The 13,131-nt window shown below is 56.7% G+C and carries 11 protein-coding genes; 8 read left to right on the top strand and 3 right to left on the bottom strand.

What is annotated here, in order from left to right:
• Position 1 precedes the first annotated feature (1 nt).
• The gene (locus tag ACTIKR_RS10670) at positions 2-1,363 is read right to left on the bottom strand and encodes an MmgE/PrpD family protein (RefSeq protein ID WP_442327822.1); all 1,362 of its coding nucleotides are present in this window, start codon (positions 1,361-1,363) and stop codon (positions 2-4) included.
• Positions 1,364-1,852: 489 nt separating this feature from the next.
• Here ACTIKR_RS10670 and ACTIKR_RS10665 point away from each other — a divergent pair, with 489 nt between their 5' ends.
• The 4 genes from ACTIKR_RS10665 to ACTIKR_RS10650 all read left to right on the top strand — a co-directional run bounded on the left by ACTIKR_RS10665 (position 1,853) and on the right by ACTIKR_RS10650 (position 6,128).
• Positions 1,853-2,806 (top strand): Bug family tripartite tricarboxylate transporter substrate binding protein, encoded by a 954-nt coding sequence (locus ACTIKR_RS10665; RefSeq protein WP_193087938.1) that lies wholly within the window; start codon positions 1,853-1,855, stop codon positions 2,804-2,806.
• Between the two features lie 122 nt (positions 2,807-2,928).
• A complete protein-coding gene (locus ACTIKR_RS10660; RefSeq protein ID WP_442327821.1) occupies positions 2,929-3,918 on the top strand; it encodes a LysR substrate-binding domain-containing protein in 990 nt (329 codons plus the stop codon).
• Between the two features lie 87 nt (positions 3,919-4,005).
• On the top strand, positions 4,006-4,935 hold the full coding sequence (locus tag ACTIKR_RS10655) for a hydroxymethylglutaryl-CoA lyase (protein WP_193087937.1): 930 nt from the start codon (positions 4,006-4,008) through the stop codon (positions 4,933-4,935).
• On the top strand, positions 4,932-6,128 hold the full coding sequence (locus tag ACTIKR_RS10650; protein ID WP_442327820.1) for a CaiB/BaiF CoA transferase family protein: 1,197 nt from the start codon (positions 4,932-4,934) through the stop codon (positions 6,126-6,128). The genes ACTIKR_RS10655 and ACTIKR_RS10650 overlap by 4 nt, the downstream gene beginning before the upstream one ends.
• Positions 6,129-6,407: 279 nt before the next feature.
• Here ACTIKR_RS10650 and ACTIKR_RS10645 read toward each other — a convergent pair whose 3' ends face one another.
• Positions 6,408-7,145: a CerR family C-terminal domain-containing protein gene (locus tag ACTIKR_RS10645; RefSeq protein WP_193087935.1), complete on the bottom strand. Its 738-nt coding sequence runs from the start codon at positions 7,143-7,145 to the stop codon at positions 6,408-6,410.
• A gap of 119 nt (positions 7,146-7,264) precedes the next feature.
• Here ACTIKR_RS10645 and ACTIKR_RS10640 point away from each other — a divergent pair, with 119 nt between their 5' ends.
• Genes ACTIKR_RS10640 through ACTIKR_RS10625 form a run of 4 tightly spaced genes read left to right on the top strand, consistent with a single transcriptional unit; the run spans position 7,265 to position 12,568 of the window.
• Positions 7,265-8,308 carry an efflux RND transporter periplasmic adaptor subunit gene (locus ACTIKR_RS10640; protein WP_193087934.1) on the top strand — a complete coding sequence of 348 codons (1,044 nt, stop codon included), beginning with the start codon at positions 7,265-7,267 and terminating at the stop codon, positions 8,306-8,308.
• Positions 8,305-10,281, top strand: coding sequence for an ATP-binding cassette domain-containing protein (locus tag ACTIKR_RS10635; protein WP_442327819.1), 1,977 nt, complete (start codon positions 8,305-8,307; stop codon positions 10,279-10,281). The genes ACTIKR_RS10640 and ACTIKR_RS10635 overlap by 4 nt, the downstream gene beginning before the upstream one ends.
• Positions 10,278-11,444 (top strand): ABC transporter permease, encoded by a 1,167-nt coding sequence (locus ACTIKR_RS10630; protein WP_193087932.1) that lies wholly within the window; start codon positions 10,278-10,280, stop codon positions 11,442-11,444. Before ACTIKR_RS10635 ends, ACTIKR_RS10630 begins: the two co-directional genes overlap by 4 nt.
• Before the next feature lie 5 nt (positions 11,445-11,449).
• A complete protein-coding gene (locus ACTIKR_RS10625) occupies positions 11,450-12,568 on the top strand; it encodes an ABC transporter permease (RefSeq protein WP_442327818.1) in 1,119 nt (372 codons plus the stop codon).
• A 275-nt stretch (positions 12,569-12,843) separates the two neighbouring features.
• Here the strand turns inward: ACTIKR_RS10625 and ACTIKR_RS10620 are convergent.
• A partial coding sequence (locus ACTIKR_RS10620) for a carboxymuconolactone decarboxylase family protein (RefSeq protein WP_442327817.1) occupies positions 12,844-13,131 on the bottom strand: 288 nt, incomplete at its 5' end.

Below are 13,131 nucleotides of genomic sequence, written 5' to 3'. Positions count from 1 at the left end.
TTCAATATGAAATTTTTATTGTGTTCAGCGACAGCTGCCGTACCTGCAAGGCTTCGAGCATCCAGACCTGTGATTTGAGTGCAGCTGCAGCCTGGGCGCCCAGCACAGGCGTGACCAGCTCATCATATTTGTCATTGAGTTCGTCATCATCTAGCGGACATTCCGGATCGCCTTTGCGATCCTGCGCATAGTGCTCATGAGTCTGCCCACTGTTCATCACAATTGTCACGCGCGAAGAACGATGCCGCGGGAACGCGGCGGTCAACGCCTCATCTGCAGTCAAAGAGATTTTTTTCATCAAGGCACGTGTATCCGTATCCGTGAGTCGCTCCGTATCGAAGGCATCCAGCCTGACCGACCCATGGCGCAGTGCATGGGCAACCACATAGGGCAAACTGAATTTGCCTTCAAATGCCGTCAGCGGATCGGCATTGCCGGTCACATTGATCGCAGTTTGATAGGTCGCAACGTGGATCGACGCGATATCATCCGGCCTGATGCCATGTTCCTGCTGCAGCGCAAGTACTGCATCGATGGAAGCAAAGGTATGGCCGCAACAGCCATGATTTTTCTGGGTAATACGGGTGATGTTGTAGTCCACGCCAAGACCGGCAGTGACTACGGGAAGATTCAGCGATCCGCCCAGTGCAGCAGCAAAACCGGCCTCGCCTTCCAGAATGTCGGCCACGCCGGTGACGCCGGCCGCGGCGGCAGTGCCCGCCCGTATGCCCACTGCGGCAGCGTGCCCGGCATGCAGCGCCTTGGTCATGGCGTCGGAACGGAACGCCTGTTGCAAGCCGGCAGCAAATGTCGCTGCGGTGGCAATGGCGTGCTGCATCACGGTCTGATCGCCAGGCGCATACAGCGCTGCCACGGCAGCGGCAGCGCCAATACTCCCAACCGTTCCCGTCGTATGAAAATAGCGGTAATGTGCTGGCTGAATGGCAGCAGCCAGTCGGGTGGAGATTTCATAGCCCACCACAATCGCCGTCATAAACGCCAGCCCGTCAGCGTCTCGCGTATCGGCGGCCGCCAGCGCTGCCGATACGACAGGACAGCCCGGATGATAGACACCATCACGGAAAATATCATCGAACTCCACCGTATGCGACACACTGCCGTTGATCCAGGCGGCGGTGGCCGGAAAGGTCGTGGTGCCAAATCCCGGCAGGCGGGCAAAGCCGACACCGGTTTCATCCGCATGGGCCCGAATCAGTTCTACACCCGGGGACATCCGTGTACCAGGATAGAGTGCGGCCAGCCAGTCAAGCACCGCGCGTTTCGTATGATGAAGTACCGGGTCGGTCAGTGTGCGTTCACCGCTTTCCCGGGCACCGTAATGAGCAAGTTCATGTATGAGCATAGATCGCTTTGTATGTGAAGGCCGCCTGCAGCAGCAGGCAAATGTAAGCATTTATTCTAGGCAACCGGCGCCGCCGGGCTTTGAAAGTTTTAGAACGCTGCTATCTCGTACCGTGCAAGCAACCGCCCGGCTTCAAGCCAATAGGCAAAAATCCTGCGTTGTCGGCGGTCTGTAATCCTGCGTTTTCAGTTGTGATTCGAATCGGCTGGGGCCGCCGACGGCATCGCTGGCTATGAGTGCCTCATCTGCACGGGCCAGCCGTCGGGCGCGGCGCGACCGGCGGCAAGCGCCCTGCCATCACCAAAGGTGATGTTGTCCATGACTTTTGGTAGCTTACGCAGACGCAAAATCCGGCTTAGACTTCAACCGAAGCTGTTACGGGCTGCCATGGCGTTACAATCGGCGCCTTTCCTGTACGGCAACAGGACTCATTTACAAAATAAACACAATGGTGATTGCGCCTTGATCACCCACACGGAGACAAACTTTATGCGTCTGAGCCCCTTTTTTTTCCTGCTGACCTGTGCAGTAGCGCTCGGGCTTGCGCCTGCTGCCCATGCCGAAGTCAGTTTTTCTGAACGCCCCATTCGACTGATTGTGCCTAGCTCGCCCGGCTCGGGACTGGATAATCTGGCCCGCACCTTTGCGCCCCGCATGGGACAGACCCTAAAGCAATCTGTCGTGGTGGAAAATCTGGCCGGCGCATCCAACATTTCTGGTACTCGGGAACTGGTTCGCGCCAAGCCCGATGGCTACACCCTGGAGCTGATCTCCTCGAACCATGCAGTCAATCCAAGCCTGCACAAAAACCTGCCCTATGATTCGGTGACGGATATTACAACTGTATCCAATCTGGTGACCTCGCCGTTGGTGGTTGCTGTACCCAATAGCTCGCCCTACAAAACCCTGGGCGAGTTGATTGCCGCGGCCAAAAAAGAGCCCAAGCGGCTCAATTACGGGTCGGCCGGTGTCGGCACAGCCCTGCATCTGGCCGGCGTCCTCTTTGAAAAGCGCGCCGGTGTGCAAATGACCCATATTCCCTATAAGGGCGGCAACACCATTGTGAATGATCTGGTCTCGAACCAGATCCAGGTCGCCTTTCTGGCCGTTGCCAGCGTCTCGGAACAGATCAAGGGAGGCATGTTGCGCGGTCTGGCGGTCACTTCTTCCAAACGCAGCCAGATCCTGCCCGATTTGCCGACATTAACCGAAGCCGGGGTTGCAGATTATGTTTACGAACCGTGGCTTGGCATGATCGCGCCTGCAAATCTGCCCGATGACATTCGCGATAAGCTGCAGGCCACAGTCAAGGATGTGTTTGCCACCTCAGAGGTGAAAGACAAACTCGAACGCCTTGGCTTCAATATCGTTGTATCCGATCCTCAGACCTTTGGCAAAACCATTCAGAATGATATCGACGAGAGCGCAGCGCTGCTCAAATAAGGATGTTGATACTGGGAGCAGGCCGGGTCAGCAAAATGGCACTGCTGCGCTCCTGATGGCTGTGCGAGGGTAGCCAGGCTGGTGGCTGGTGGTTCCTAAATGGTTTTTCACTATTTACTTACATGGCTACCGGTGCTCTAATCCCGATCAAACCTGATTTTCGCGAGTTTGATTTGTGGTCCATTGATCCTACTTCCCTGTATCTGTTCATCGCCGTGTGTGAAACCGGCAGCATTGCGCGTGCCGGCGAGCGCGAGCTGCTGTCTGCTGCTGCCGTGAGCAAGCGCATGGTTGAAATAGAAAGAAAAATTGGTGCGCCACTGTTGTTGCGCAGCCAGCGTGGTGTTACGCCCACGTCGGCCGGCCAGGTACTGCTAAAGCACGCCCGCAGCATCATGGTGGATTACCGTAAGCTGCAAAGCGAGCTGAGTGAGCACGCCCAGGGCGTCAAGGGCCATGTGCGGCTGCTATCCAACGTCTCGGCCATCATGGAGTTTTTGCCGGCTGATCTGACCTCGTTCCTGGAAACTCACCCGAACATCCAGGTTGATCTCGAAGAGCATTTCAGTAGTGATATTCCCAGAAAAATTGAAGAAGGCAATGCTGATATCGGCATTTGTCGCGATTTCGTCCCCACCGGCAACACCTGCGTGACGCCCTACCGCTACGATCATTTCGCGATCGTGGTCAACAAGGCGCACCCGCTGGCCGGCAAAAAATCGCTTATGTTCGAGCAAACGCTGGACTATCCGCAAATCGGCTTTTCCATGCAAACCTCCATGAACACACTGATGTCGCATATAGCGGGTCGGCAGGGCAAGATCCTGACCTATCGCACGCATGTCAGCTCTTTTGATGCGGCCTATCGGCTGATTGAAGCCAATCTGGGCATTGCGGCACTACCGCGCGAAGCCGTCGAACGGTATGTCAGGCTTTATGATCTGGAACTGATTCCGCTAAACGATCCATGGGCGCGGCGCAACTTCGTACTGTGTACCCGCGCCAACGAAGCGCTGTCAGGGTCGGCCCAGAAACTCTTTGACCATCTGCAGGCCCAGGCCAGCCGCGCCTTGCCCGCCCACAGCGCAAGCCAGCAACGCCCCCGACCATAACAAAACCTGATGGTTACCATGACCATCCGGGCATTACCGTAAACCGCAATTCATCGTAGACTGTTCTCATCAAGTAAAGGAACCGTCATGACAGATCATGTTCATATTCAGGAGGTCGGCTTGCGCGATGGCCTGCAAAGCATCGCTACCACCATGCCGACCGAAGCCAAGAAGCGCTGGATCAGCGCCGCATACGACGCCGGATTGCGCCATATAGAAGTGACCTCATTCGTCCCGCCAAAGCTACTGCCCCAGTTGGCCGACGCCGCGCAAATCGTGGACTATGCCCTGCAGTTTGATGGCCTGACCGTCACTGCGCTAGTACCCAACCTGAAGGGCGCCGAAAACGCCCTGAAGGCTGGTGTACATCGCATCATAGCCCCAATCTCTGTCAGCACGCAGCATAGCCTGGCCAATGTCCGCCGCAAACCCATGCAAATGGTGCAGGAGTTCGGACGTATCCGTGAACTGATCGATGCCCACGGTGGGCGCACGACGCTGATAGCGGGCCTGTCTACCGTGTTCGGTTGTACGCTGCAGGGTGAAGTGCCTGTCGATGACGTATGCGATGTCGTGCGCGGCAGTATCGCAGCCGGCGCCGATACCGTGGCGCTTGCCGATACGACGGGACACGCAACGCCTGCGCAGGTGCAGGATGTGATTACGGCGGTGCGCGCCGTGGCGGGCGAGCGTTTGCGTAGCATGCATTTTCATGACACCCGTGGTATGGGCCTGGCCAATACGGTTATCGCATTGCAGAACGGCATCAGAGAATTTGATGCCTCACTGGCCGGTATAGGCGGCTGTCCGCATGCGCCCGGCGCTACCGGCAACGTGGTCACCGAAGATCTGGTTTTCATGCTCGAATCCATGGGCTATCACACTGGTATTTCAGTTGAACGCCTGCTGGCCTGCCGGCAGATCCTGTCGCAGGCCCTGCCGCAGGAACCCCTGTACGGCTTTATCAATCTGGCAGGTCTGCCCAACACATTCACGCAGCAAAGAGCAACACAATGAATTCTGTCTCATCACAAGCATTGCCCCTGGCGGGTATCCGTGTCGTTGAACTGTCCCATATGGTTATGGGACCGACCTGCGGAATGATTCTGGCCGATCTGGGCGCTGAAGTCATCAAGGTCGAACCGCTTACCGGCGACAAGACCCGCGAACTGCTGGGTGCCGGCGCCGGTTTTTTCCGCACATTCAACCGCAACAAGAAAAGTATTTCGGTTGACATAAAAGACAAGCAGGCCATTGATGCCGTCCTCAAGCTGGTGGATTCGGCAGACGTTTTCGTCGAAAACTTCAAGCCCGGCCGCATGGCTTCACTGGGCCTTGATTATGACAGCCTGAAGGCGCGCAATCCGGGGCTTATTTATGTGTCGCACAAGGGATTTTTGCAAGGGCCCTACGAGAAACGCCTGGCCCTGGATGAAGTGGTGCAGATGATGGCCGGCCTGGCCTATATGACGGGTCCCGTTGGCCGGCCATTGCGTGCCGGCACCTCTGTCAACGACATCATGGGCGGCATGTTCGGTGCGCTGGGTGTCCTGGCTGCGCTATTTCAGCGCAACAGCACAGGCCAGGGCAAGGAAATCCAGAGCGCATTATTCGAAAACTGCGTGCTACTCTCAGCGCAACACATGCAGCAGTATGCGGTCACGGGCGTGGCCGCCAACCCCATGCCGGAACGCATTAGCGCCTGGGGTATTTATGATACTTTCGAATTGGCCGGTGGCCGCCTCATGTTCATCGCAGCAACGGGCGATGCGCCTTGGAAGGAACTGTGCGAGATTCTGCAACGCCCTGATCTGTATCTCGATCCGCGCCTGAAAACCAATAACGATCGTGTGCTCGCGCGCGACTGGCTGATTCCTGAACTGGGCGCAACGCTAAAAAGTATGGAAGCCGAATCGCTGGCGCCCATTTTTGAGGCACGGCAAATTCCGTTTGCCTATATCACCAAGCCAGAAGAGCTGTTCGATGACCCGCACCTGCAGCAAAGCGGCGGCCTGGGCCGTCAGGTACTGGAAGACGGCTCGGAAACGCCCATGCCCCTGTTGCCGATCAGCATGGACGGCCAGCGTCTGCAGCCGCGGCAACCCATTGCGCGTATTGGTGAACATACTGAGAGCGTATTGCGTGATCTGGGTTACGAGGCAGCCGAGATCGCCCGCCTGGCAGCAGCCGGCGTGCTGAAGGTAGTGTAATCGACGTTGTAACTGCTGAGATTGGGTGGTGCCTGATAGATTATCCTCATACATCAGGACGGGCGTTTTTCCCAGCGTTTCTCCTTGGATTACGTATCAGTTCCCCGCTGTCCCCGTTCTCTTGCCGCGTTGCCCGACGGGGCCTGGGTCGCAATGACTTAAACACCGTCATTTTCACCAACAGTGGGCCGTGCTGATTTCGCCGTAGACGGAACACCAGGGCGAGATCGGCCATAAAGCGCGGGCTTTCTGGCCGATGCGAAGAGGCATTGCGCCAACTTATCCCTTGCCTGCTTTGTCCTTCGTGTCTGCGGCATAGCCCCCCTGTTGCGCTATCGCCTGCAGTCCGGCAATCGTAAACGTGTGCATGTGACGAGCCATATCCTCTACGTTATGCGAATACAGCGGCTGTATCGGGGTCGCGATGCGCCGATCCAGAATCAGCAGCATGATGACCGGCCCGATGACACTCAACACGCAGCGCAGCAACTGCGGATCAGCCACCGGCATACCGGTCAGCTCCATGATGACGTCGCGCAATACCTCAAACTTGGGCAGCGTATCTTCTTCCATAATTTGCGACAACAGGGGCGATGGCGCCAGCAACTCTCGTGCCCACAAGCGGATATGCCAGCTTTTGGCATCATAGGTTGCGCGCAACAGCCCTTCTATCAGCAGGTAGAGTTTGTCCGAAGGCGGCGCCGCGCTATGGCCGATCTGCCGCACAAAATCCAGGCTCATGACTTCGCGATGCACTTCCTTGAGCAGGACCAGATACAGGCCATCACGACTGCCGAAATGATAGTTCACAGCTGCCATATTGACGCCAGCGGCCTCGCAGATCGCCTTGCTGGTCGTATCGGCATAGCCGCGCTCGGCAAACAGGGAGCCTGCCTGCGTAATAATATGCCGCACAGTCGCATCGCCGTCACTACGGCTGGCGCGACCACTGCGGACAACGGGGCTGACAGAGGCCGCCTGGGGGCTTTTGCTGCGGGAGCTGTTTTTAGCAATCATGATATCTGGAATCAATATAACAAATGGGTGCTTTACATATAATTCAAATTTGAATTAGAATTAGAATTATAGCTCATTTGCTCATGCCCGACACACGAAGTGAACGGATTATTTCAATCATGAATAAGAAAATTGCAGTTGTAGTAGTTCTTGCCGTCATCGCCATCGCGGCCGGCACATGGTGGTTTTATGGACGGCCTGCCCCGACAGCCGATCATCTGACGCTATATGGCAATGTCGATATCCGGCAGATCTCACTGGCTTTTGAAAACAGCGACCGGGTACGTGAAATGCGGGTCGAAGAAGGCGACAGCGTGAAGGCTGGTCAGGTACTGGCCACGCTGGATACCCGCAGCCTGGCACTGCAAGCCGATCAGGCAAAGGCACAGGTAGGTGCACAGGAGCAGGCGTTATTGCGATTGAAAAACGGCACCCGCCCCGAAGAAGTGGAGCAGTTGCAGGCCCAGGTCAGGGCGGCGCAGGCCCAAGCCCGGCAGGCTCAGATCCGCCACAAAAGGCTAAAAGACATAGCGACACGCTCCGGCGGTCAGGCGATCAGCAAACAGGAAGTGGACGATACACTGGCCTCGGCTCAAGTGGCCGACGCCCAGCTTGAGAACCAGCGCAAAGCCCTCAAACTGGCTCAGATCGGACCGCGTGACGAGGATATTGCCCAGGCGCAGGCCGAGTTGGCCGCAGCAAAAGCGAATCTGGCGCTGCTGGAACATCAATTGACCCTGTCGGTTCTTAAATCACCCACCAATGCGGTTGTCCGCGCACGGCTGCTGGAACCCGGAGATATGGCTTCCCCTGTCAAACCTGCCTATACCCTGGCCCTGACCTCGCCCAAATGGGTCCGGGCCTATGTGAACGAAGTCCAGCTTGGCCACGTCAGGCCCGATATGCCTGCCGAAATAATTACCGACAGTCATCCTGACGAGAAAATCTCCGGGCGTGTCGGCTATATTTCACCCGTGGCAGAATTTACACCAAAAAATGTACAGACTGAAGAGCTGCGTACTAGCCTGGTCTATGAAGTGCGTATTCTGGTTGACGACCCGCAGAACCGGCTGCGCCTTGGCATGCCGGCTACCGTCAATATTGCACTTGACAAGGCAGTGCCTGATACCGATAGTCGGCTCTCTTCCGGAGCAAACAAATGACCAGCCGCAACCCTGCAGCTGACAGCAGCGCTGTCGCAGCAACGGGTCGTCGCTTTGCCGGGAACACAGAGAATCTGGCAGACAGCGGCAAGGTGGCCGTTGGCGCCAGCGGAGTCAGCAAGCGTTTCAAGGTAAAGGAAACAGGTTCAACGGTACTGGCTTTGGATAACGTGGACGTGCAGGTAGCCATGGGCCAGCTCACGGCAATTGTCGGTCCCGACGGCGCCGGCAAAACGACGTTTCTCAGGCTCGTATCCGGGCTGATGCGCCCTGACTCAGGCACATTGCATGTACTGGGTATTGACGTTATTCGCAATCCGCAGGCGGTGCAGGATCGTATCAGCTATATGCCACAAAAATTCGGGTTATATGAAGACCTGAGTGTGCAGGAAAACCTTGATCTGTATGCCGATTTGCATGGCGTTGCGCAGGACGTGCGCCGGGAGCGCTTTGCCAACCTGCTGGAGATGACGGATCTGAAGCGGTTTACCGCGCGCCTGGCCGGCAAACTGTCGGGCGGCATGAAACAAAAACTGGGCCTGGCCTGCACGCTGGTTCGCTCTCCCCAGTTGTTGCTATTGGACGAGCCAACCGTTGGCGTGGACCCTCTTTCACGACGTGAATTATGGGAAATCGTGCAGCACTTGCGGGAACAGGAGCAGTTGTCGGTCCTTCTGACCACCGCGTATCTGGACGAAGCGGAACGCTGCGCCAGTGTATATGTGCTGCATGAAGGCAGACTGCTTTCCAGCGGTCCACCGGAGACAACCAGTGAACATGCTCGTGACCTGTGCTATCTGATAACGCCAACCAGCAATGAACACCCTCGCGATCTACAAGCGCAACTGCTGGATAACACCGCCGCGGTCATCGATGCAGTACCGGAAGCGGGAGATGTTCGCGTCATTCGGCGCCCCGAATCGGACCTATCACAATTGCAATTGAACGGCCGACCGCTGATGGCTGCACAAGCGCGCCTTGAAGATGGGTTCATGGTGTTGCTGCGCAGTGGTAGCGACGTTGATATGGGCGCAACCACCGACCAGGGTTCCCGGAGCATGAATAACGCTGCTCAAAGCCTTGCAAACACCGGGAGTGCGGGCCAGATGCAGCAGACAAGCAGGGAGAACGCCACAGATGCCATAGACCAACCCCGCTTGCAGAATGCCCCGCATACGGCTTCAGGAAACGGCAATAACGGTAACGGTATCGTGATTGATGTCCGGGATCTGGTCAGAAAGTTCGGCGAATTTACAGCCGTCGATAGCACGACCTTCAACGTCAAACGCGGTGAGATTTTTGGTTTGCTTGGCCCAAACGGCGCCGGCAAAACCACGACCTTTCGCATGCTTTGCGGGCTGCTGCCTGCCACGAGTGGTCACGCCGAAGTGGCCGGCATGGATATGCGCAAGGCCCGCGCCGAAGCCCGTCAGCGTATTGGCTACGTCTCGCAGAAGTTCGCCCTGTATGGCAACCTGTCAGTGATGGAGAATCTGCGCTTTTTTGGTCGCGCCTATGGGCTGATGAGCAAGCGGCTGGCCCAACGCATTACCGCAGTTACCACGCAGTTCGAGCTGCAACGCTATGAGAAGATGCCGGCCGGACAGTTACCGGGTGGTGTCAAACAACGCCTGGCCATGGCTGTCGGGCTGCTGCACGAGCCCGATGTGCTGTTTCTGGACGAACCCACCAGTGGTACTGATCCCCTGGCCCGGCGCGGCTTCTGGCAGCGCATTACCCGGCTTGCCGGTGGTGGCACCACGGTTGTGATTACAACGCATTTTATGGAAGAGGCCGAATATTGCGATCGTATTGTCATTCAGGATGCCGGCAAACTTGTGGCCTATGGCACACCGGATGAAGTACGTGCGCAGGCGGGCGGGACCGACAGGATGACCATGGAAACGGCCTTCATTCGTATTGTGGAGCAGGGACGCAGCGAACGCGGCAATAGCCAGAAGGTGGCGGCATGAGCACAGAGTCGCAATCTGCATCGACAGCGCGTCCAGATCGTAGCGGCGGCTTCTGGCTGCGATTGGTATCGTTAACGCGCAAGGAATTTCGCCAACTGTGGCGTGACGCCAGTAATCTGATGATTGGTATCGGGCTGCCAATAGCGCTGATTCTCATTTTCGGCTATGCGCTTACCTTTGACGTACGCGATGCGCGTGTTGCCGTCGTGCTGGAAGATTCCTCGCCCGTGGCGCAAAGCCTGGTTTCCAGCCTGGAGTTGTCCGACTATTTTGTACCGGTCAAGGTGACATCCATGCATGAAGCCACCGAGATGATGAAGGCGCATGAATCAGATGCCATTCTTAGAATTCCGTCTGATTTCGCAAGACGTCTGTCTGTAGGGGATGCCCAGGTACAAACGCTGCTGCTCGGGTCTGATCCAACGCGCGCCAGCGCCATCAGAAGCTATCTGGAGGGTGCGGTAGCCATATGGGGGCAAAAGCAGGCCTCGCGCAGCCACAGCCCTGCTGCGATGGGCTCTGTGGTCATCGTCGATCGCATGTGGTTTAACGCCGCCAATAACAGCACCTGGTATCTGGTGCCAGGGCTTATTGCACTTATCATGACGCTGGTAGGAACCTTTCTGACTGCGCTGGTCATGGCACGCGAGTGGGAGCGCGGCACGATCGAAGCCCTGTTTGTCACGCCGGTGCGTCCTGTCGAAATTCTGATTGCAAAAATCATCCCCTATTTCTTTATCGGGCTGCTGGGACTGGTCATGTGCGTGGTCACCGCGCGCGTGCTGTTCGATGTGCCCATTTACGGGTCGATGTGGGTTCTGGTGCTGGCATCCATGCTGTACATGTTTGTCTCGTTGGGCATCGGCCTGCTGATCTCTGCCATGACCAAAAACCAGTTTCTGGCCAGCCAGGTTGCACTGCTGGCAAGCTTTCTGCCGGCCATGATGCTGACCGGATTTATCTTCGATCTGCGCAATGTACCCACCGCTGTGTATGTCATTGGCCAACTGGTTCCCGCAACCTATTTTCTTGAACTGGTCAAATCGCTTTTCCTTGCTGGCAATTACTGGCCCCTGATCATCAAAAACTGCAGTGTACTGGCTGTCTATGCCGTCGTTCTGCTGGGGCTGGCGCGTTTTGTCACCCGCAAGAAACTGGATTGAATCCTATGCTGGCCTTTTTCAACTACCTGCTGCGCCTGGCCAATCTTTGCCAGAAGGAATTTATTGCAGTGCTCAAAGATCCAGCCAATCGGGTCATTCTGATCGTGCCGCCGATCCTGCAAAGCCTGCTGTTTGGCTATGCCGCCAATTTCGATCTGACCAACGTCCCCTACGCCGTACTGGATGAAAGTCGGGGCGGCGCATCCACCGAACTCATCGCGCGCTTTGACGGCACTGGGGTTTTTCATCGGGTAGCAACGCTTGATTCGGCGAGCCAGATTTCAGAGGTGATCGATACCGGCTCGGCCCTGCTGGTGGTGCATTTCAGTCCCGATTTCGAACGTCTGCTGTCGGCAGGCCATACCACACCGTTGCAGGTCATTCTGGATGGGCGTAACTCAACGACAGCGGGATCTGCGGTCGGGCAACTGCAGGCCATCATATCGGCCTATAACCAGCGCGATGGCCATGACCAGGCCAAACCGGCAGTGACCGTCATGTCACGCGCCTGGTACAACCCAAATCTGGAATCGCGTTGGAATATTGTGCCCGCGCTGATCGCCTCGCTCAGCATGATACAAACCATCATGCTGGCGGCGCTTTCGGTGGCGCGCGAACGCGAACAGGGCACCTTCGACCAATTGCTGGTAACACCGTATACGCCGCTACAGATCATGATCGGCAAGGCTATTCCGTCTATTGCCATCGGGCTCTCGCAAGCAATGCTGGTGCTGACGATATCACTTTACTGGTTTGATATTCCGATGACCGGCAGCTTTTGGGCGCTCTTGCTGGCCATGCTGATGTTCATGATCACCATCGTCGGGATCGGCCTGTCGATCTCGGCCCTGTCGGCAAATATGCAACAGGCCATGCTCTACACGTTTGTGCTGATCATGCCGCTCACACTGCTCTCTGGCCTGGCGACACCGGTGAGCAATATGCCCCATTTCATGCAAATGGCCACTTACGCGAACCCCCTGCGCTTTGCAATTGACCTGGTGCGAAGAATCTATCTGGAAGGCGCGCCGCTGACACTGTTATGGCACGACTTTATCCCATTTGTGGGGATCACACTTGTGACCATGCCGCTTGCCGCCTGGCTATTTCGCAACAAGCTGTAGCGATGACAAGCAATGCGAAACAGCGCCCAACAGCCACCGGGCTATCGGGCAATAGCGCGCGCTTGATCGCGCGCTGATCACCTGGAAAACCTCACCTTGAAACGGACATCCTGCGGCCTTGCAGACGGCACTTTCCGCCCGAGCGCAACATGCCAATCATTCCCCGGGCGCCGATTGGAAAAAAATAATGGCGTAGCCGGCAAACGCTGGCCACGCCAATCACATCCTGCTATCGAATCCTGCTACCCGTTAATATAAACGTAGCTGGTTCGGAATCAGGCCGCTGCCACGGCATCCGGTGCAGTAGCAGCAGATGCATCCACCGGGTGCACGGTTCTGGCTGTCAGCACGAGGCGATTCCAGCCATTGATTGCGACCGCCGCGAGGGTATAGCCGGCAATCTGTGCCTCGGTAAAGAATTGCCGCATGGCGTTGTAATCGTCGTCCGGGGCACCGGTTTGTGAAACAAGTGTAATCGCTTCGGCCCAGGCAATCACTGCACGTTCCCTGGCGCTGAACACCTGCGCTTCACGCCAGACGCAAAGCAAGTCCAGTTGTTGTGC

Source organism: Advenella sp., assembly GCF_052108595.1.
GTDB lineage: Bacteria > Pseudomonadota > Gammaproteobacteria > Burkholderiales > Burkholderiaceae_B > Advenella.
This window is presented reverse-complemented; position numbering and strand designations above follow the sequence as displayed.